Raw genomic sequence first — 21,180 nt, 5'->3', positions numbered from 1 at the left:
AATTAAGCGGACAATTATTTATTTCCCTTTTTATACTGTACTTAATTATTTACTTTTGTTCCCAATTCCAATTACAAAAATCAGACCAAAGCTAAATTTTGGTTGTAACAGTAGCTTTTTATGACAATTCCTGCACAATTTGACGCTAAAACCATTGAAAATAAGTGGTATGACTACTGGATGAAGAATAATTATTTTCATTCGGAACCCGACCACAGAACACCTTATACCATTGTAATTCCTCCGCCAAACGTAACTGGAGTTTTGCACATGGGACACATGTTGAACAATACCATTCAAGATGTTTTGATTCGAAGAGCACGTCTAAAAGGTTTCAACGCCTGTTGGGTTCCCGGAACCGATCACGCTTCGATTGCAACTGAAGCCAAGGTAGTAGCCAAATTAAAATCCGAAGGAATCAATAAATCCGATTTGACTCGTGAAGAGTTTTTGAAACACGCTTACGATTGGACGGACAAATACGGCGGAACCATTTTGGAACAATTAAAGCAATTGGGTTGTTCTTGCGATTGGGACAGAACCAAATTCACGATGGACCCCGATATGTCGGCTTCTGTAATTAAATCTTTCGTGGATTTATACAACAAAGGCCTGATTTATCGTGGCTACCGAATGGTAAACTGGGATCCGGAAGCCAAAACGACTTTGTCTGACGAAGAAGTTATTTATGAAGAACAACAAGGAAAATTATATTTCCTGAAATATAAAATTGAAGGAAGTGAAGATTTCTTGACCGTTGCCACAACACGTCCTGAAACCATTTTCGGAGATACCGCCATTTGCATCAATCCAAATGACGAGCGTTTTGTTCATTTGAAAGGGAAAAAAGCTATTGTTCCAATTTGTGGTCGCGTAATTCCAATTATCGAAGACGAATATGTGGATGTCGAATTTGGAACGGGTTGTTTGAAAGTAACTCCGGCTCACGACGTGAACGATAAAGTGTTAGGAGAAAAACACAATTTGGAAATCGTTGATATTTTCAATGAAGATGCAACGTTGAACAGTTTTGGATTGCATTATCAAGGAAAAGACCGTTTTGTGGTTCGTGCCGAAATTGCCAAAGAATTAGAAGAAAAAGGTGATTTGGCCAAAACTGAAATTCACCTGAACAAAGTAGGAACTTCCGAAAGAACCAAAGCGGTTATCGAACCTCGTCTGTCTGATCAATGGTTCTTGAAAATGGAAGATTTGGTAAAACCGGCAATCCAATCCGTTTTGGTTGATGGAGATATTAAATTGCACCCAAAACGTTTTGATAATACCTATGCACATTGGTTGAACAACATCCGTGATTGGAATATTTCCCGTCAATTATGGTGGGGACAACAGATTCCGGCTTATTATTATGGCGACGGAAAAGAAGATTTTGTAGTTGCTGAAAATATCGAAGAAGCTTTGATTTTAGCTAAAGGAAAAACTTCCAACTCCCAACTTCAAGCTTCCGACTTAAAACAAGATGTTGATGCTCTCGACACTTGGTTTTCGTCTTGGCTATGGCCAATGTCCGTTTTTGGCGGAATTATGGAGCCTGAAAACGAAGATTTCAAATACTATTATCCAACCAACGATTTGGTGACCGGACCGGATATTTTGTTTTTCTGGGTGGCGCGAATGATTATTGCAGGTTATGAATACACGGGCAAAAAACCATTTTCGAATGTGTATTTGACCGGTTTGGTTCGTGACAAACAAAGACGCAAAATGTCGAAATCTTTAGGGAATTCGCCGGAACCTTTGGAATTAATCGAAAAGTTTGGTGCCGATGGAGTTCGTGTGGGATTGCTTTTGAGTGCTTCTGCCGGAAACGACATTATGTTCGACGAAGAATTGTGCAACCAAGGAAAAGGTTTTACCAACAAAATCTGGAATGCCTTCAAATTGATAAAAGGCTGGGAAGTTTCGGATTCGATTCCACAACCAGAATCATCCAAAGTAGCGATTGAATGGTATGAAGCCAAATTGCAACAAACACTTTTGGAAATCGAAGACAATTTCGAAAAATATAGAATTTCCGATGCTTTGATGGGAATTTACAAATTGGTTTGGGACGATTTTTGTTCTTGGTTCTTGGAAATGATAAAACCAGCCTACCAACAGCCAATTGACAGCCTTACTTTTGCGAAAGCGATCGAAATGCTGGAAAACAACATGAAATTGTTGCATCCGTTTATGCCATTCTTGACAGAAGAAATTTGGCAACACATTGCCGAAAGAACGCCGGAAGAAGCCTTGATTGTTTCGACTTGGCCAGAAATAAAACCGTTCAATGCGCAATTGATTACCGATTTCGAAAACACTATCGAAGTCATTTCTGGAATCAGAACGATTCGTAAAGACAAAAATATTCCGTTCAAGGACACAATTGAATTGAAAGTCGTGAATAACGATAAAGCTTCGACTTATTTTGATACGGTAGTAACCAAATTGGGGAACATCACTTCATTGGACTATGTTTCGGATAAAGTGGATGGTGCTTTGTCGTTCCGTGTAAAATCGAATGAATATTTTATCCCGATTACCGGAAACATTGACGTGGAGGCCGAAATCAAGAAATTGGAAGAAGAATTAAAATATACGCAAGGTTTCTTGAAATCGGTGCAAGTGAAGCTGTCCAACGAAAAGTTTGTGGCCAATGCCAAACCCGAAATCATCGAAAACGAACGCAAAAAAGAAGCCGATGCGCTTTCTAAAATTGCCACCATCGAGCAAAGTTTGGCAGGATTGAAATAATTTAGTCCCGTTTTAAAATAGAAATCCCAATGCTGAAAATTTCAACATTGGGATTTTTTATGTTTTGGAATTAAATATTAACCAAACAAAATCAAAAACAACAATGGGAATACAACTCCCGCAACGGCCAGTTTCCAACCTCTGTTTTTCCAACTGAATTTTCCGGCTTTGATCATTATGGTTCCGGTTAATGCAATAATGATTAAACTAATTGCAAAAATATCCGAATAATAAATCCAGAAATTGGATGTGTTTTTGTGCAATTTCATCGTTTGGCTTATGATTGGTGTTTTGATGAAAGCCACGATTTCGCCTTTTCCAGTCTTCATGTCAATTTCAACGTCGTGGTTTTCGAAAGAGATTTTGAATTCTCCTTTTTTGACCATATGACGTCTAAATTTGTCTTCAATACCCAATTGTTTTCCTAAATCTTCAGCAAATTTTTCGTTGATTTCACTTTCGGCAGGAAGTTTCACTTCGATAGCTTTGGTTTCGGTGGTGTATTTATCAGGATGCCAGGCTTCTCGGTGGTTCATTAAAAGTCCTGAAAAGGCAAATGATACGATGAGTCCAATGTAGAAATAGCCTAAATCGCGGTGTAAGTTTCTGAAGTTGATTTTTTTCATGAATATTTAAAATGAAGTTGATTTTTGAATGTTTTGACTTATTCTTCAATAAAAGGTTTAATTAGAATTTATATTTAATGCTGGTCATGACTTGACGTGGAGCTATTGGGTTTATGCTGTAATTTTCATGCACGGTATAATTCAATTCATTAGTGATATTCGACAATTTGCACAAAATTGATAGTTTTTTCCAAGAATAACCTGCAGACAAATCAATGGTGGTGTACCCTTCAAGCGGAATGTCTCTGTCGTTGATTGTTTTAACTCCTGTCGTGCTGTTTATTACAATTTGATCGTTCCATCCTCCTGATCGTTTCCCTATGTAATTTCCTATCGCTCCCAAGGAGATTCCTTTTAATGCGCCCGATTGCAAGGTGTAGAAAAAGCTTAAATTAGCCGTGTTTGCAGGTGTTCTTACCAAACGATCTCCTTCAATGAAACTACCGTTTAATCCTGAAGTTTTGGTATAACGCATGTCGTTGTAGCTGTAACCTGCCATAATATTTAAACCATTTATCGGTTTTGCCGTGATGTCGATTTCTATTCCTTTGCTGGTGGTTTCTCCAGTCAAAACTTTTACGTTGGTATCGGTATTATTGGAACCATCTGCTTTGAATTCGGCAGTTTGGGCTAAATTGCTGTTTACGATTTGGTACAAAGTAATATTCGTGCTCAAGATTCCTCTCCAAAAATCCTTTTTAACCCCAACTTCATATTGGTCTATTAGGGAAGGAGCGATAGCTTCTCCGTAGATTGTTACTCCAGTGTTTGGTGTAAACGAGTTGGCATAACTTGCGAATAACGAAATGTCTCTTGTGGGTTGATACACTAATCCTAATTTTGGTGTAAAGGCTTCGTCAATGCGTTTTGCGTCTTTTGTGATGGTATTTTTAAGCAAGTCGGATGTTGTTGCTTGGGCTTCTTGCCAAGACCAACGCAATCCTGCCAAAACCTTGAATTTTTTGGTAATCGAAATTAAATCTTGTGCGTAAATTCCAAAACGGTTGGTGTCTGTTTTTACAATTTTGGTATTGTTGGCATTTGGAATATCATTTCTTTGTGTACTTGGATCAAAGTCGAAAATGTTGATTGTGTCATAAAGATTGGCAACATATTTTCCATTAATCAGTACCGCTTTTTCGTTGAATGCGAAGGTATAGGCTTGAGCGTAAGAATTTTCAAAATCAACACCCGTGAATAATTGGTGTTTTACTTTTCCAGTTTTGAAGCAGCCTTGCAAGCTCAATTGCTCTCCAATGATTTTTTCCAAATTTTTATTTTGCCCCAAAGGCCTGTTCCAATCTCCATAGGTTGTTTCATTTGCTTCATCTGATGGTTGGATACGCTCGGTTCCTTTGGATGTTCGATTGTAATTTTGAAAAGAGGTGTTGAAATTGAGTTTCCAATGTTTGTTGAAATCATGTTTCACCAATCCGGATACACTGGCTTGTTTCGTGTTTCCATAAGACCAATTCGCTCCTAAATAAGTGTTGCGCGGAACGTCGGCAATTTCTTTTCCAATGCCGCCTGTTCCAAAATCAGGCGTCCAGTCGTCGTGTAAATAATCTCCTTGCAAGATAATTTCTGTTTTGTCACTTGCTTTAAAAAGAAGGGATGGATTGACATAATAACGTTCCTTTTTTACAACGTCCCTAAAACTCTCCGAATTTTCATAAGAACCTGTAAATCTGTAAGCAAATTTTTTATTTAATGGGCCATAAATATCAATCGAGGGTTTGTAAAAAGAGTAACTTCCCACTTGCATTGTTATTTCTCCACCTGTCGTAAATAATGGCGATTTGGTGACCATATTCAGTATTCCGCCTGGCGCAACGTTTCCGTATAATAAAGCGGCACTGCCTTTTAGAACTTCGACTTTGTCCAACGAAGCAACTTCAGGAATGGAGCCGCTACTAAAACGGAATCCGTTTTTAAACATGTTATTGGATGACATATCGTATCCTCTTGAATAAAAGGATTCTTGGGCGCCACCTCGGGCAGAACCCACATAAACACCATTCACGTTTTTTATCACCTCGCTTAACCGAATGGATTGTTGTTGTACGATAATTTCGTTTCCAATTACTTGTACACTTTGTGGTGTATCCATTGGTTTTAAACCAGAACGTAATGCCGTCACGGGTTTAGGTTGTTGATTAGTCGTGATGACTACCTCTTTGAGAATTACTCTTTTTTTGTTTTTTATGGTGTCATAAAAAGTGTCGAATGTTTCAGTAGTATTGATGTTTTCTGTTGCGTTAGCAGTTTCTTGTGCAAATCCATTCAGGCAATATAATAAGGTTAATGCGGGGAGTAAAAGGTGTTTCATTGTTCTTTATTTAGACTTATTAAAAATAACAATACAAATATAAAAACCATTTTTGATTCCGCAAAGCTTATTTAGACTAATTATTGATAATATTTATTAACATTATTTTAAGAGCTGTTTTACAGTGCTTTATGGCCATAAAAAAACCTGCTTTTATGGAGCAGGATTCTTGAATCAGTTGAAAAATGGGAGGCTTTTATTTGGTTTTCTTCATCGAAAAGCGTTCCGAACTTGGTTTTCCTTGTTGAATTCCAGAAATTTGGATTACTATGCTGTCTTTTGTAATCTTCGAATACGCAATTTTTTGAGGAAAGTCGTGTTTTGGATTTTCAAACACCAATTGCTTCTCGATGGTATCGTTGTGTACAAAAGTTACAGGTTTGTCATTGTTTTGGCCTTTGATGGTTGTAACATATAATAGGTTTTCGCCTTTTTGTTGCAACTCGATTTTTTCAAAATGTAAAGTGTCTTTTCCTTTGATAAAATAACTTTCACCAAAATAAATGCTGTCGTTTTTCTTTTCCCAAATTTCCAATAGATTCCCTTCGTCAGATTTGTTCTCCCATTGACCCAACAGCCAATCGTTGCCCACAATTTTGGAAACTTGTTTGGATTTTTGGCAAGAAGCGAATAACAGAATTGTAACGAAAAGAAGAATTGCTTTTTTCATAAGGTAAACATTAGATTATTGGACGTTTCAAAATTAAGGAAAAGATTACTTCACTGTACAATTATTTTTATCGGAGTTCAGTGAACTTCGTTTGTAATTAGCCCAAGATGGAAAGCAAAAGTATAAGTTTTTAAAATTATCGCAGATTCACAGATTTTAAAATTTATAATCAGCGAATCAGCGGTAAAATAATTTAGGAAACACTTTCTTTCAAAATTGTATAAACCAATTCCTTGCTGGGTTTCTGGTCTTTCAGTTTCGCCCGAACCACGTCAAACGGGACTTTGAAATCGCAACCCGATTTATAGTCGCTGCAACCGTAAGCGGTGTTTCCCTTGAGCACGGTTCCTTTTTTGCATTTAGGACATTCTAATGTATCCGATGTTGGTTTCACGACTGTTTTCTTTTCTTCTAATTTGAGTTCGAAATTTTCGTCAAAGCGAAGTAACCCTTCCACAGTTCCAACTTCGGTTTTGAAATCTTTTAAGTTTACTGTCGAGCCTTTTTGGACCAATCGCAAGTATTGATTCTCGGATATTTTTTTGTTGGCAAAAGTATAGGGCAAAACGAATTTGCAGCCCGCCTTGTAATCGCCACAGCCATAAGCTGATTTCCCTTTAATGAGCGTCGCTTTCTTGCATTTCGGACAGATTTCGGACAAGATTCCTTCCGCTTTCTTTTTCTCGAGAACGGCTTCCTGTTTTTGGACAGTTCCTGCGTGCGAAATATTGGCGCCTCGGGTTTCTTTTCGCACTTCATAGACCAATTCCTCTACCATCTGTTTCATGTTCTTGATGAATGCTCCAGCGGTAAACGTTCCTTTTTCAATGTCTTTCAATTGTTTTTCCCAAGAACCCGTCAATTCTGCCGATTTCACTAATTCATTCTGAATAGTGTCAATCAGTTGGATTCCCGTGGGTGTTGGCAAGACCTGTTTTTTGTTTCGAACGATGTATTGGCGTTTAAAAAGCGTTTCAATAATATTCGCTCTAGTCGATGGACGACCAATGCCATTTTCTTTCATCAGTTCCCGCAAATCCTCGTCATCGACTTGTTTTCCGGCGGTTTCCATAGCGCGTAACAAAGTTGCCTCCGTGAACTGGTTGGGTGGTTTGGTTTCTTTTTCTAAAAATGAGGGTTGGTGTGGGCCTTTTTCGCCTACAATAAAACTCGGCAAAATATCGGCTTCTTTTTCTTTGGTGTTCGGGTCTTCAAAGACTATACGAAATCCTTTTTTCAAGATTTCTTTTCCGGTGGTTTTGAAACTGACATCGGCCGCTTTTCCGATTACCGTTGTGTTGGCGACCAGACAATCATCATAAAATACCGCAATGAAACGGCGCGTGATGATGTCGTACACTTGCTGCTGGTTGTATTGCAAATTGCTTTGAACGCCCGTTGGAATAATAGCGTGGTGATCGGTTACTTTCTTGTCGTTGAAAACCTTGGGTGATTTTTTTATCTTTTTTTCCAAAAGTGGTTCTATCAAAGCGGCGTAATTCGTCAAATTTTGTAGAATTCCCGGCACTTTTGGATAAATATCATTCGGTAAAAAGGTGGTGTCAACTCTAGGATAAGTCACTACTTTTTGTTCGTACAAAGTTTGGACAATTTTAAGGGTTTCGTCTGCAGTGAAGCCAAATTTGGTGTTGCAATAGACTTGTAAGCCTGTTAAATCGAATAGTTTTGGGGCAAATTCGTTGCCGTTCTTTTTTTCGACGGAAACAATTTCGAATTCGCTTTCCTTGACTTTGTTGGCCAAAAGTTCGCCGTCTTCCTTTTTCAAAAAGCGCCCTTCTTCATAACTGAAAAGCGTTTCTCGATACAAGGTTTGCAACTCCCAATAAGGTTGCGGTTTGAAGTTTTCGATTTCCTTGAAGCGATCCACAACCATTGCCAAGGTTGGCGTTTGCACCCGACCGATGGACAAAACTTGCTTGTAACCGCCGTGTTTTACGGTGTACAAACGCGTGGCATTCATCCCCAATAACCAGTCGCCAATGGCTCTGGAAAATCCGGCATAATATAAATTATCGTAGTTGGCAGACGGTTTCAAGTTCTGGAAACCCTCCTTGATGGCTTCGGTGGTCAGGGACGAAATCCACAAGCGTTTTACTTCGCCTTTGTATTGTGCTTCGTTCATCACCCAACGCTGGATGAGTTCGCCTTCTTGTCCCGCATCCCCGCAGTTGATGACCAAGTCGGCTTTGTCGAAAAGACTTTTTATGATTTTGAATTGTTTTTGAACGCCAGAATTATCGACCACCTTGGTTTCAAACTTTTCGGGAAGCATGGGCAGATTGTTCAAATCCCAACTTTTCCAATGGGGTTTGTAATCGTTGGGTTCTTTCAAGGTGCATAGATGGCCAAAAGTGTAGGTTACCAGATAACCGTTGCCTTCGTAATAGCCGTCGTGCTTGGTATTGGCTCCCAAAACGGTTGCGATTTCACGGGCTACACTTGGTTTTTCGGCAATACAAACCTTCATTTTTCCTTTCTAAATTTGAGGCTGCAAAGTAGGAATTTTGAAATTGGTATGAAAAGGAAATTGTTGGGAGTTATGAACGGGAGATTTTTTACCGCAAAGGCGCAAGGTTTTCGCTCCTCAAAGTCTCCGACTTTGAGGATGTGTGTGTCAGTCTGTGACTGGTGTAAATGGTCTAAAAACAAGTCGGTTGAAAACCGAAAATCACTACCTCAAAGTCGGGAGACTTTGCGGAGCAGGATAAATTCTTAATTGCAATGGGTAATGTCATTTTCGACAAAGGAGAAATCATATGAGTTGCTCTCGTTATGCGATTTCTCCCGTTGGTCGAAATGACAAAGTTGAGGTGTATTCTTTTTTAAAATAATAACATTGCCTCTTTTTCCATCCATGTGCGGTAATATTAGCTCGATTTTCCCACTTCAAACCCCACTTTAAAAAATCTGAAACCTGCAATCTGAAATCTGCAATCTTTTCACTAAATTTGCACTCCAAAATAAAGGAACAAGTATATGTTAGACAGACTTCAAATAGTGAAACAGCGTTTCGACGAGATTTCGGACTTGATTATCCAGCCCGACGTGATTGCCGACCAAAAGCGTTATGTACAGTTGAACCAGGAGTATAAAAACTTAAAGGCTTTGGCCGAAAAAAGAGACGAATACGTGCTTTTGATGGCCAATATTGACGAAGCCAACGAAATAATTGCCGACGGAAGCGATGCCGACATGACCGAAATGGCCAAGATGCAACTCGAGGAAGCCAAGGAACGATTGCCGGAACTGGAGGAAGAAATCAAGTTTATGTTGATTCCCAAAGATCCTGAAGATGCCAAGAACGTGATGGTCGAGATTCGTGCCGGAACGGGTGGGGACGAGGCCAGTATTTTTGCCGGAGATTTATTCCGCATGTACACCAAATATTGTGAAAACAGGGGTTGGAGAACTTCGGTTGTCGACATGAACGAAGGAACTTCGGGAGGATTCAAAGAGGTGATTTTTGAAGTTACTGGCGAAGATGTTTATGGGACTTTAAAGTTTGAAGCAGGCGTTCACCGCGTGCAACGTGTCCCGCAAACCGAAACCCAAGGTCGTGTCCACACTTCGGCAGCGACGGTGATGGTGCTTCCGGAAGCGGAGGAATTTGACGTGCAAATAGACATGAACGACGTTCGCGTGGATTTCTTCTGTTCATCAGGACCTGGAGGACAATCGGTAAATACGACTAAATCAGCGGTTCGTTTGACACACATTCCAACCGGATTGGTGGCGCAATGTCAAGACCAGAAATCGCAACACAAGAATAAAGACAAAGCTTTGATTGTTTTGCGTTCTCGTTTGTACGAACAAGAATTGGCCAAAAAGCAAGAGCAAGATGCCAGTAAACGTACTTCGCAAGTGAGTTCTGGTGACCGTTCGGCCAAAATTAGAACCTACAATTATGCGCAAGGTCGCGTGACGGATCACAGAGTTGGGTTGACATTGTATGATTTAGGAAACATCATGAATGGCGACATCCAAAAAATTGTTGATGAATTGCAATTGGTCAACAATATGGAGAAACTGAAAGAAGCCAGCGAAGTTTTCTAAGGAGACTAAAAGAGAATAGACGAAGAGATAATAGATGCCATACCGAAATGTTTGGCATTTTTTTTAACACCTTGTGAACTTTGCGAGAAACTTTGCGAACTTTGCGGTTAAACACACAACAATGACTACACAACAACTTATAGATCAAATTAAAATCAAGAAATCCTTTCTTTGTGTAGGATTGGACGTTGATTTGGATAAAATTCCACAACATTTATTGGAATTAGAAGACCCGATTTTTGAATTCAACAAAGCGATAATTGATGCCACACACGATTTGGCGGTGGCTTACAAACCCAATACGGCTTTTTTTGAAGCTTATGGAATCAAAGGTTGGCAGTCGTTGCAAAAAACGATTGATTACATCAACGAAAAGCATCCCGAAATCTTCACGATTGCCGATGCTAAGCGAGGTGATATTGGCAATACTTCCTCGATGTATGCCAAAGCTTTCTTCGAAGACTTGAATTTTGACAGCGTAACCGTGGCACCTTACATGGGAAAAGATTCGGTGGAGCCTTTTTTGGCTTTCGAGAATAAACACACCATTCTGTTGGCTTTGACTTCGAATGAGGGTGCGTTTGATTTTCAAACCTTGAATGTTGGCGGAAAGGAATTGTACAAACAGGTTTTGGAAACTTCAAAAACTTGGACGAATTCCGAAAACTTGATGTATGTTGTTGGCGCCACAAAAGCGGAATATTTCACGGAAATTCGTAAAATTGTTCCGGATAGTTTCTTGCTTGTTCCCGGTGTTGGAGCGCAAGGCGGAAGTCTTTCGGAAGTTTGTGCCTACGGAATGAATGCGAATGTTGGATTGTTGGTTAATTCTTCAAGAGCCATTATTTATGCATCAAAAGGAACTGATTTTGCCGAAAAAGCAAGAGAAGAAGCGTTGAAAATGCAACAAGAAATGGAGGGGATTTTAAAAAATATTTAAGATTTTTAATTAACGATTTTTGATGGTCAAAACTATAGAAATTTTGATATGTTTTTTCCAATACTAAACCTGCAATCAAGATTCGTTAATATACATTCGAAAATCCAATGATCAACTACACGACATATAAAAACGAAAACAGCGACCAGTGGGTGACTTTTGTTCACGGCGCTGGCGGTAGTTCATCTATTTGGTTCAAGCAAATTCGGGATTTTAAAAAATCATACAATGTTTTGTTGTTGGATTTGCGTGGTCACGGCAATTCCAATGTGCACATCAAAAAGACGTTTAACCAAAAATATACTTTTGAGTCCATTGCCAATGATGTCCTGGAAGTAATTGATCATTTGAAGATTAAAAAATCGCATTTCGTGGGGATTTCCCTTGGCACGATTCTGATTCGACAATTGGCCGAAATGCATCCGGAACGCGTGCAAAGCATGATTCTTGGCGGAGCCATCCTGAAAATGAATTTTCGTTCGCAAATCTTGATGAAATTGGGGAATATGTTCAAATATGTCTTGCCTTATTTAGTGTTGTACCAATTTTTTGCCTTTGTGATCATGCCCAAAAAGAACCACAAACAATCCCGCTTGCTTTTTATCAATGAAGCCAAAAAATTATACCAAAAAGAATTCATAAAATGGTTCAAACTCACCGCCGAAATCAATCCGGTGCTGAAATGGTTTAGACAAGTGGAATTGAATATTCCAACGCTATACATAATGGGTGAGGAAGATTACATGTTTTTGCCTTCTGTTCGACTCGTGGTCGAAAAACACCATAAATCCTCCCAATTATATGTTGTGGAACAATGCGGTCACGTGGTCAATGTGGAGCAACCCAGAGTTTTTAATAACGAAGTATTGTCTTTCATTGGGTTGAACCAATAAAAAAACGCCAACATTCCAAGAATGTCGGCGATTTTTTAACTAACCAAAAACCAAAATAATAAATAACCAGTTTATTACATTGCAAAGGTCGTGTACTTTTCGATTTATTACTGTTAATAGTTTGTTATTAGTTTGTTGAATATAAGTTAAGTTTTTAACTGTCGTTAGTTTTATAGAGTAAAAAAAAATACGACTAACTTGTTTATTTTCAAATTGTTGAATGGTTTATGATTGAATGTTTGTAATCCAGTTTTGATAAAAATATGTTGCTTTTTCTAAATGCAAAGACAGCCGTTTTTAGTAAAGTCGTTTTGTTCTTGAAGGGTAAACAAAAAAAATGTCCCACAAATTTGCAGGACAATTCTTTTACTAACCAAAACCAAATAATAAATAACCAATTTATTACTTTGCAAAGATTGCAAATTTCTCTCCTTTTCCCTGTTAAGATTTTGTTATTACTTTGTTGTAATTAAGTTAAGTTTTTTAACTTTAATACTTTATTTTTAGTACTGTTTTAATCTGTAAATCAATTATTTAAAATCGTTAATTTCTCTGTCTAATCATTCCTTTTTTTTGTGAAAAACATCATGATCAAGATGGTTTTCAAGAATTATTGACATCGTTTTTTTTTTATTTATATGTGTGTTGCCTTTGATAATAACCATTAAAATTCACCATCATGAAATCACGTAAAAAATTGACAACGGCTTCAGGAAAACCTTATGTAGAAAATGAAAATTCACAATCTATCGGACCGCGCGGCCCATTGTTGTTGCAGGATTTTATTCTTCACGAAAAAATGGCGCATTTCAACAGGGAGCGCATTCCAGAACGAGTGGTGCATGCGAAAGGTTCCGGTGCTTTTGGAACTTTTACCGTGACGCACGATATTACCCAATATACCAAAGCCAAGATTTTCTCGGAACTTGGAAAAGAAACCAAGTTATTCATGCGGTTTTCGACTGTTGGTGGCGAAAAAGGTTCAGCCGACACGGAACGCGATCCCAGAGGTTTTGCCATAAAATTTTATACCGAAGATGGCAATTGGGATTTGGTGGGCAATAACACGCCGGTTTTCTTCGTGAAAGACCCCAAAAAGTTCAGCGATTTTATTCATACCCAAAAACGGGATCCCCATACCAATTTAAAATCCCCAACGATGATGTGGGATTTCTGGTCGTTGAATCCTGAAAGTTTGCACCAAGTCTTGATATTGATGTCAGACAGGGGAACGCCTTATGGATACCGCCATATGCATGGTTTTGGAAGCCATACCTATTCGATGATAAACGAAGCCAACGAACGGTTTTACGTGAAATTCCATTTTATAACCGCCCAAGGCATCAAGAATTTTACCAATGAACAAGCGGCCCAAATGAAAGCGAACGACATGGATTTTTCGCAAAGGGATTTATTCGACAATATCGAGGGAGGAAATTTTCCGAAATGGAATTTGAAAATCCAGATAATGACAGAAGCCGAAGCCGATTCAGGAGATTATTATTTCAATCCATTTGATTTGACCAAGGTTTGGCCGCACGCAGATTTTCCGTTGAGAGATGTTGGGGTTTTGGAATTGAACCAAAATCCACAAAATTATTTTCAAGACGTGGAACAAGCGGCTTTTGCGCCAGCCCATATCGTGGACGGAATTGGCTATTCGCCAGACAAAATGTTGCAAGGTCGCATCTTGTCTTATCCTGATGCACAACGCTATCGTTTGGGAGCCAATTATGAACAAATTCCGGTCAATCGTTGTCCGTTTGCCGTCCATAATTATCAACGAGACGGGCAAATGCGAGTGGATGGCAACGGAGGACATAATCCCAATTATTTTCCAAATAGTTTTGACGACATAGCCATTGACCCATCGTATAAAGAACCACCTTTGCCTATCAATAGCCAATTTGCCGATTGGTACGACAGAAATTGTGAGGGCGAAAACGACCATTTTTCACAACCGGGAAAGCTATTTCAAATCATGACTTTGGAAGAACGACAAAACACCATCAATAACATAGTTGATGCGATGTCAGGAATTCACGGCCCCAAAAAAGATGAAATTATCAGGCGTCAATTGTTTCTTTGGTACCGAGTCGATTCTCGTTTGGGAACGGAAATTGCCAAAGGTTTGGGTGTTGAATTTGAGGATTTGCCGGTTTAAATTTTAATAAAAAATGACCGTTTTATTGTCGTACACCATTGTTTTTCGTTCGGCGTGGAGTTTTATTGCCCTGGCCAAAACGATGCGCTCCAAGTCGCGTCCTTTCATGATAAAATCCTCGACGGAATTGATGTGGGAAACGCGGGTGATGTCCTGCTCAATAATAGGGCCTTCATCTAACTGTTGCGTGACATAATGGCTTGTGGCGCCAATAATTTTCACACCTCTTTTAAAAGCCGAGTGATAAGGCTTGGCTCCAGGGAAAGCGGGCAAAAATGAATGGTGAATGTTGATGATTTTGTTTTCGTAGAGATTGATTAAAGTAGGCGTGATGATTTGCATGTAACGAGCCAAAACCACGAAATCTATTTCATTTTTTTGGAGCAATTCGATTTGGATTTTTTCACCTTCTTCCTTGTTCTCCTTGGTGAAAGGCACATAATAAAAAGGAATGTTGAAACGCTCCGCAATAGGTTTTAAATCTTCGTGGTTGCTGATAATCAAAGGAATTTCCACATTCAGTTCATTTGCACTGTAACGACCCAAAATATCGAACAAACAGTGGTCGTATTTAGAAACAAATAGCGCCATTTTCGGTTTTTGGTCTTTGGTGTAAATTTCCCACGACATCTTGAAATCAGTTGCAATACTTTGCTGGAAATCTGCTTTTATGTTGGCAAGCCTGATGTTTAAATTAGAGAATTCACATTCGAGACGCATAAAGAACACGTTTTGTTCCACATCGACATGTTGATCGATGTAAACAATATTACCTTCCGCTTTTAATATGAAATTAGTTACTGCGGCAATAATTCCTTTTTGGTCTTCACAATGGATGAGTATGGTTGTTTTTTGCATAATCTTTTTTTTGGGGCAAGATGGTCTTGCCTAAGCTACTGTTTTTTTGGTTGACGAGAACAGGTTTATTTTTTGTCTTGCATGGCGAAAACCTTTTGCAACAAGACCGAAGTTCTTGCATTCAAATTGGTTCTGATATTTTTTTCTTCGACGGCTATCATTTTAAAAACGCCTGACATCGCTTGATGGGTCACGTAATCCGTCAAGTCGGGATTTACTTTTTTCACGAAAGGAATACTGTTGTATTTGGTTATGATGTTGGTCCAAACTTTGTCGGCACCCACTTTGGTAAACGAATTTTGGATTACGGGATTAAATTTTCCGTATAAGGCGCTCGAAGTCGTGCTTTGCAAATAAGTCGTCGCCGAGTTTTCGTTGCCCATCAAAATGGTTTTGGCATCGGTAAAAGACATGTTTTTCACGGCATCCACAAATATGGGAGTGGCTTCTTTCACGGCATCTTCGGCAGCGCGGTTGAGTACTTTTAGACCTTCATCGGCCAAGGAACCCAGTCCCATTTTTCTTAAATTGGAGTCTACTTTTTTTAATTCCTCCGGCAGCAATATTTTCACCGCTTCGTTCTTGTAAAAACCATCGACAGCAGTCAATTTGGTTACTTGTTTGGAAATACCGTTGTTCAGGGCTTCTTTCAATCCGCCAGAAATATCGATGGTTCCCCAATTTTGTGTTTGCGGAAGCTGGTTGATGACTTGTTGCATTTCGACACAACTGGAAAGAATAAATACCAATAGCATCCATGTTATTTTTTTCATTTGGGGGTAGTTTTATACGTTTACTTCAACTGTTTGTCCAGAATTGGCTCAAAAATACTATTTATTCAATAATAAATTCATAATTTTATTCAGGAACATAAGCCTATAGACGATTGTCAATCCTGAAATCTGTTGCTTTTTTGCCATTAAAAGAAAGTTGATGATGATTGATTATTAAAAATATCCGTAAATTGCGGTCTTAAATTATCATATTCATAAAATGGAGCTTGTAAAACCGTATATTCCTGTCAATAAAGTAAGAATTGTAACTGCCGCATCTCTTTTTGATGGCCACGATGCAGCCATCAACATTATGCGAAGAATAATTCAGTCAACTGGTGTTGAGGTTATTCATTTGGGTCACGACAGAAGTGTCGAGGAAGTGGTGAACACAGCCATTCAAGAGGATGCCAATGCCATTGCGATGACTTCCTATCAAGGAGGCCACAACGAGTATTTCAAATACATGCACGATTTGTTGAAAGAAAAAGGGGCCGGCCACATCAAGATTTTTGGCGGAGGCGGAGGCGTGATTCTTCCTTCTGAAATTGCCGAATTGCAGGCTTACGGAATCACCAGAATTTATTCGCCTGACGACGGCCGTGCGATGGGATTGCAGGGAATGATCAATGATTTGGTACAACAATCGGATTTTCCCATTGGCGACAAATTGAATGACAAAATCCATCATTTAGAAGAAAAAAATCCAACGGCAATTGCCCGAATCATTTCCTCGGCAGAGAATTTTCCTGAAATTGCGGCTGCGACCTTGGATAAAATACATGCTATAAATACTAATTCCAAAACGCCTGTTCTAGGAATTACCGGAACTGGCGGTGCCGGAAAATCCTCTTTGGTAGACGAATTGGTGCGACGTTTTTTAATCGACTTTCCAGAAAAAACCATCGGAATCATTTCTGTCGATCCATCGAAACGCAAAACGGGTGGCGCATTATTGGGTGACAGAATCCGGATGAATGCCATCAACAATCCCAGGGTTTACATGCGTTCCTTGGCGACTCGACAATCCAATCTGGCTTTGTCCAAATATGTTGCCGAAGCGATCCAGGTTATCAAAGCGGCAAAATATGACCTTGTAATTCTCGAAACTTCGGGAATTGGACAATCGGATACGGAAATCACGGAGCATTCGGATGTTTCCTTATATGTAATGACACCCGAATTTGGTGCCGCAACCCAATTGGAAAAAATCGACATGCTCGACTTTGCCGACTTGGTGGCGATAAACAAATTTGACAAACGTGGTGCTTTGGATGCTTTGCGCGACGTAAAAAAACAATACCAACGCAACCATAATCTTTGGGATGCGGATTTGGATACTTTACCCGTTTTTGGAACCATCGCTTCCCAGTTCAACGACCCCGGAATGAATACGTTGTACCAAGCGGTGATGGATAAGATTCGCGAGAGAACGAATTCCGATTTGAAATCGACTTTTGAAATTTCGCACGAAATGAGCGAAAAAGTATTCGTGATTCCGCCACAAAGAACCCGCTATTTATCCGAAATTGCAGAGAACAATAGAAAATACGATGCCACGGCTTTGAGCCAAGAACAAGTGGCCCAAAAATTATACGGCATTTTCAAAACTATTGAATCGGTTTCGGGAAAAATCCCGGAATTGAACAAGGCAGGGATTAATGATGATTCCGTTTTGCCAACTGCTTTGGAACTCGAAAAACCAAGCGCTGCCGAAAATAAAATTTTTCTTCATTTATTGTTGAACCAGTTCGACAAGGTAAAAATGGATTTGGATCCCCATAATTGGGAAATCATCCTGACTTGGAACGAAAAGACAAACCAATACAAAGAACCGTTTTATCGGTTTATGGTTCGCAACAAGGAAATCAAGATTGAAACCCACAGTGAATCACTTTCGCATACGCAAATTCCAAAAGTTGCTTTGCCAAAGTACCAAGCTTGGGGCGATATTTTGCGTTGGAATTTACAGGAAAACGTGCCGGGAGAATTTCCTTTTACCGCTGGATTGTATCCTTTTAAACGAGAAGGGGAAGACCCATCAAGAATGTTTGCCGGTGAAGGTGGCCCAGAACGAACCAACAAACGTTTTCATTATGTGAGTGCCGGTTTGCCTGCAAAACGACTTTCGACAGCTTTTGACAGCGTGACTTTGTACGGAAATGATCCCCACATTCGTCCTGATATTTATGGAAAAATAGGGAATGCGGGTGTTTCCATTTGTTGTCTCGACGATGCCAAGAAATTGTATTCCGGTTTCGATTTGGTCGATGCAATGACGTCAGTGAGTATGACTATTAATGGACCTGCACCGATGCTGTTGGGCTTTTTCATGAATGCCGCCATCGATCAGCAATGCGAAATTTACATCAAGGCGCATCAACTGGAAAGCGAGGTTGAAGCTAAAATTAAATCCATTTATCAGAAAAAAGGAACGGAACGTCCCCATTATCAAGGCGAATTACCGGAAGGGAACAACGGTTTAGGGTTGCTGCTTTTGGGCGTGACCGGGGACCAAGTTTTGCCTTTGGAAATTTATAGCGAGATAAAAGCCAAAACGCTTTCCAAAGTTCGCGGAACGGTCCAAGCGGATATTTTGAAGGAAGACCAAGCCCAAAACACTTGCATTTTCTCGACAGAATTTGCCTTGCGATTGATGGGCGACGTCCAGGAATATTTCATTGCGAATAAAGTACAAAATTTCTATTCGGTTTCCATTTCAGGTTACCACATTGCCGAGGCTGGAGCCAATCCCATTTCACAATTGGCGTTCACGCTTTCCAACGGTTTCACTTACGTGGAATATTATTTGAGTCGAGGTATGAACATCAATGATTTTGGTCCCAATTTGTCGTTCTTTTTCTCGAATGGAATTGATCCCGAATATGCCGTAATAGGTCGCGTGGCCCGAAAAATTTGGGCGAAAGCCATGAAATACAAATATGGAGCCAATGAACGGGCGCAAATGTTGAAATACCACATCCAAACGTCAGGTCGTTCGCTGCATGCGCAGGAAATCGATTTTAATGATATTCGCACCACTTTGCAAGCCTTGTACGCCATTTATGACAACTGTAATTCCTTGCATACCAATGCGTATGACGAAGCGATTACCACGCCGACCGAGGAAAGCGTGCGTCGCGCGATGGCCATCCAGTTGATTATCAACAAAGAATTAGGGCTGACCAAAAACGAAAATCCAATTCAAGGTTCGTTCATCATCGAAGAATTGACCGATTTGGTGGAAGAAGCCGTTTTGCAGGAATTTGACCGAATCAACGAGCGTGGAGGTGTTCTGGGCGCGATGGAAACGATGTACCAAAGAAGCAAAATCCAAGAAGAAAGTTTGTATTATGAAACCTTGAAACATACCGGTGAATTTCCTATTATTGGCGTGAACACGTTCTTGAGTTCTAAAGGTTCACCAACGATCATTCCTGCCGAAGTGATTCGTGCCACCGAGGAAGAAAAGCAATACCAAATCAGGATGTTGACCCATTTGCACCAATCCAATCCTGATACAGTGAAAGAGCAATTGCATCTACTTCAAGAAGCCGCCATTCAAAACGAAAACTTGTTTGAACATTTGATGGAAGCCACCAAGTTTTGTTCTTTGGGACAAATCACGACTGCCTTGTTTGAAGTAGGAGGACAATATAGGAGAAATATGTAATTTTTGTTTTTATTGTAATTGTTTGTTTAACAGCTTCTTATGATTTTATAAATGTCGTAAATGGCATTTTGTGCATTTCGTCGATAAAATGACATAGTTGGTAGAAAAATTTATTTGAATTCAAAATTATTGATTACCTTTAATCTCCTCAAAAAAAAATTCAGACCTACGGCAAATTTTCCCCCTCTATCTGCGTCATAAAAAAAGCTGCTTGTATTATGGTGTTAACTAACACCTTATGCATCATGAAGACATTTACGTTATCCAGTTTTTTTGCTTTTTTAAACGCAAAAAACTTAGTCTGTAAGGACTGTGTAGAAAGTAGTTTTAAGCTTGATTTTTCGAAAGATAGTTTAAAAGAAGAAGGAATCTCGACTCAGTCGAGTAGTGTTAGGAGTATGGGCAGTTTGATTTTACTGTTTATACTTTTTTTGTTTTCCAATTTTTTATCAGCACAAACCATCACAGTTAATGGGGATCCAAGTGATTGGCCTCCAGTAGTTGATTTTGGAGGGGTTAATAGAACCCATATTTTTGATCTAGTCAACTCTTCAACTGACGGCGGTTATACCGGAGGTGGTACAAAAGATGGAAATGATTATCCTTTGTGGAAGTGGAAACAAGGACAGCAAAACGATAAAATGGATATGCAAAATGCAGGAGCCTATTTAGTCGGTTCAAAACTGTATTTTTTTGCCGACCGTTTTTCAAATTCAGGAGATGCAGCTATAGGTATTTGGATACTGCAAAATAAAGTGTCTCCTTCAGGTGCAGGTACTTCTGGATCTGGTGACCCCTTTACTGGTGTTCACAAAGATGGTGATGTTTTAATTGTTAGCCACTTTGTTAATGGAGGTTCGGTCGATGATAGAAAGGCTTATCGCTGGGAAAATGGAGCATTAAATACAACTCCCATTCCTTTAGATGTAAGTAGTCTTTATACGTTTGTTAATACTGCTGATGTTCCATCTCCATCAGGATGGGGCTATGTGCCAAAATCTGGAACGGCAGGTGTATACCCAATAAATTCATTTTTTGAAGGGTTTATCGATCTTTCAATTGCCAATATTACACTTGATCCTTGTACAACTACTTTTCTTTTTGAAACTAGAGAATCACAATCTCTTACTTCAATATTAGTAGATTTTGCAAATGGTAATTTAAACATTACTCCTGCAGCACCAGTTGCAACAACAGGGGAACGTTGTGGTTCTGGAGCTGTTAGTTTTACAGCAACAGGATGCGATGTTCCTGGTTATGTGCTAAATTGGTATGATGCGGCAACAGGAGGTAATCTTGTTCATACAGGAAGTTCATACGATATCAACATAACAGAAACTACCAGTTATTGGGTTAGTTGCAGTTCAGGAAGTTGTGAGGGACCAAGAACTGAAGTCGTTAGGACTGTTTATCCTTCACCAGATGT

The 21,180-nt window shown here is 39.4% G+C and carries 12 protein-coding genes and 1 pseudogene; 7 read left to right on the top strand and 6 right to left on the bottom strand.

Annotation, left to right across the window (positions count from 1 at the left end; all coding sequences use genetic code 11):
* Positions 1-120: 120 nt before the first annotated feature.
* Complete coding sequence (locus C0430_RS01880) at positions 121-2,754, top strand: valine--tRNA ligase (protein ID WP_290864896.1); 2,634 nt, start codon at positions 121-123, stop codon at positions 2,752-2,754.
* A gap of 77 nt (positions 2,755-2,831) precedes the next feature.
* Here C0430_RS01880 and C0430_RS01875 read toward each other — a convergent pair whose 3' ends face one another.
* The 4 genes from C0430_RS01875 to C0430_RS01860 all read right to left on the bottom strand — a co-directional run bounded on the left by C0430_RS01875 (position 2,832) and on the right by C0430_RS01860 (position 8,867).
* Complete coding sequence (locus C0430_RS01875) at positions 2,832-3,380, bottom strand: PepSY-associated TM helix domain-containing protein (RefSeq protein WP_290864894.1); 549 nt, start codon at positions 3,378-3,380, stop codon at positions 2,832-2,834.
* A gap of 61 nt (positions 3,381-3,441) precedes the next feature.
* A complete protein-coding gene (locus tag C0430_RS01870) occupies positions 3,442-5,709 on the bottom strand; it encodes a TonB-dependent siderophore receptor (RefSeq protein WP_290864892.1) in 2,268 nt (755 codons plus the stop codon).
* A 196-nt stretch (positions 5,710-5,905) separates the two neighbouring features.
* Positions 5,906-6,379 carry a DUF6265 family protein gene (locus C0430_RS01865; protein ID WP_290864890.1) on the bottom strand — a complete coding sequence of 158 codons (474 nt, stop codon included), beginning with the start codon at positions 6,377-6,379 and terminating at the stop codon, positions 5,906-5,908.
* Positions 6,380-6,572: 193 nt separating this feature from the next.
* The gene (locus C0430_RS01860) at positions 6,573-8,867 is read right to left on the bottom strand and encodes a DNA topoisomerase 3 (RefSeq protein ID WP_290864888.1); all 2,295 of its coding nucleotides are present in this window, start codon (positions 8,865-8,867) and stop codon (positions 6,573-6,575) included.
* Between the two features lie 509 nt (positions 8,868-9,376).
* Here C0430_RS01860 and prfA point away from each other — a divergent pair.
* From prfA to C0430_RS01840, 4 genes are all read left to right on the top strand, one after another.
* On the top strand, positions 9,377-10,453 hold the full coding sequence (gene prfA / locus C0430_RS01855) for a peptide chain release factor 1 (protein WP_290864886.1): 1,077 nt from the start codon (positions 9,377-9,379) through the stop codon (positions 10,451-10,453).
* Positions 10,454-10,574: 121 nt separating this feature from the next.
* Positions 10,575-11,393 carry an orotidine-5'-phosphate decarboxylase gene (gene pyrF / locus C0430_RS01850; protein WP_290864884.1) on the top strand — a complete coding sequence of 273 codons (819 nt, stop codon included), beginning with the start codon at positions 10,575-10,577 and terminating at the stop codon, positions 11,391-11,393.
* A 107-nt stretch (positions 11,394-11,500) separates the two neighbouring features.
* A complete protein-coding gene (locus C0430_RS01845; protein WP_290864882.1) occupies positions 11,501-12,286 on the top strand; it encodes an alpha/beta hydrolase in 786 nt (261 codons plus the stop codon).
* Between the two features lie 679 nt (positions 12,287-12,965).
* Complete coding sequence (locus C0430_RS01840) at positions 12,966-14,450, top strand: catalase (protein ID WP_290864880.1); 1,485 nt, start codon at positions 12,966-12,968, stop codon at positions 14,448-14,450.
* Positions 14,451-14,453: 3 nt separating this feature from the next.
* Here the strand turns inward: C0430_RS01840 and purU are convergent, their stop codons facing one another.
* Positions 14,454-15,308 carry a formyltetrahydrofolate deformylase gene (gene purU, locus C0430_RS01835; protein WP_290864878.1) on the bottom strand — a complete coding sequence of 285 codons (855 nt, stop codon included), beginning with the start codon at positions 15,306-15,308 and terminating at the stop codon, positions 14,454-14,456.
* 65 nt (positions 15,309-15,373) lie between these two features.
* On the bottom strand, positions 15,374-16,081 hold the full coding sequence (locus tag C0430_RS01830; RefSeq protein WP_290864876.1) for a DUF4197 domain-containing protein: 708 nt from the start codon (positions 16,079-16,081) through the stop codon (positions 15,374-15,376).
* Between the two features lie 220 nt (positions 16,082-16,301).
* On the opposite strand from C0430_RS01830, the gene C0430_RS01825 reads away from it, so the two are divergent.
* Together C0430_RS01825 and C0430_RS01820 are read left to right on the top strand one after the other, a co-directional pair.
* On the top strand, positions 16,302-19,754 hold the full coding sequence (locus C0430_RS01825) for a methylmalonyl-CoA mutase family protein (RefSeq protein WP_290864874.1): 3,453 nt from the start codon (positions 16,302-16,304) through the stop codon (positions 19,752-19,754).
* 245 nt (positions 19,755-19,999) lie between these two features.
* Positions 20,000-21,180: pseudogene (locus C0430_RS01820) on the top strand (hypothetical protein); the annotation flags it as partial.

It is taken from the genome of Flavobacterium sp. (genome assembly GCF_013823965.1).
Classification (GTDB): domain Bacteria; phylum Bacteroidota; class Bacteroidia; order Flavobacteriales; family Flavobacteriaceae; genus Flavobacterium.
Note: the sequence above shows the minus strand (reverse complement) of the source record. Positions and strands in the feature narration are given on the sequence as shown.

Excerpts from the sequence above, each read along its gene's own strand:
- C0430_RS01880 (WP_290864896.1), top strand. The coding sequence starts at position 121 with ATGACAATTCCTGCACAATTTGACGCTAAAACCATTGAAAATAAGTGG.
- C0430_RS01875 (WP_290864894.1), bottom strand. The coding sequence starts at position 3,380 with ATGAAAAAAATCAACTTCAGAAACTTACACCGCGATTTAGGCTATTTC.
- C0430_RS01870 (WP_290864892.1), bottom strand. The coding sequence starts at position 5,709 with ATGAAACACCTTTTACTCCCCGCATTAACCTTATTATATTGCCTGAAT.
- C0430_RS01865 (WP_290864890.1), bottom strand. The coding sequence starts at position 6,379 with ATGAAAAAAGCAATTCTTCTTTTCGTTACAATTCTGTTATTCGCTTCT.
- C0430_RS01860 (WP_290864888.1), bottom strand. The coding sequence starts at position 8,867 with ATGAAGGTTTGTATTGCCGAAAAACCAAGTGTAGCCCGTGAAATCGCA.
- prfA (WP_290864886.1), top strand. The coding sequence starts at position 9,377 with ATGTTAGACAGACTTCAAATAGTGAAACAGCGTTTCGACGAGATTTCG.
- pyrF (WP_290864884.1), top strand. The coding sequence starts at position 10,575 with ATGACTACACAACAACTTATAGATCAAATTAAAATCAAGAAATCCTTT.
- C0430_RS01845 (WP_290864882.1), top strand. The coding sequence starts at position 11,501 with ATGATCAACTACACGACATATAAAAACGAAAACAGCGACCAGTGGGTG.
- C0430_RS01840 (WP_290864880.1), top strand. The coding sequence starts at position 12,966 with ATGAAATCACGTAAAAAATTGACAACGGCTTCAGGAAAACCTTATGTA.
- purU (WP_290864878.1), bottom strand. The coding sequence starts at position 15,308 with ATGCAAAAAACAACCATACTCATCCATTGTGAAGACCAAAAAGGAATT.
- C0430_RS01830 (WP_290864876.1), bottom strand. The coding sequence starts at position 16,081 with ATGAAAAAAATAACATGGATGCTATTGGTATTTATTCTTTCCAGTTGT.
- C0430_RS01825 (WP_290864874.1), top strand. The coding sequence starts at position 16,302 with ATGGAGCTTGTAAAACCGTATATTCCTGTCAATAAAGTAAGAATTGTA.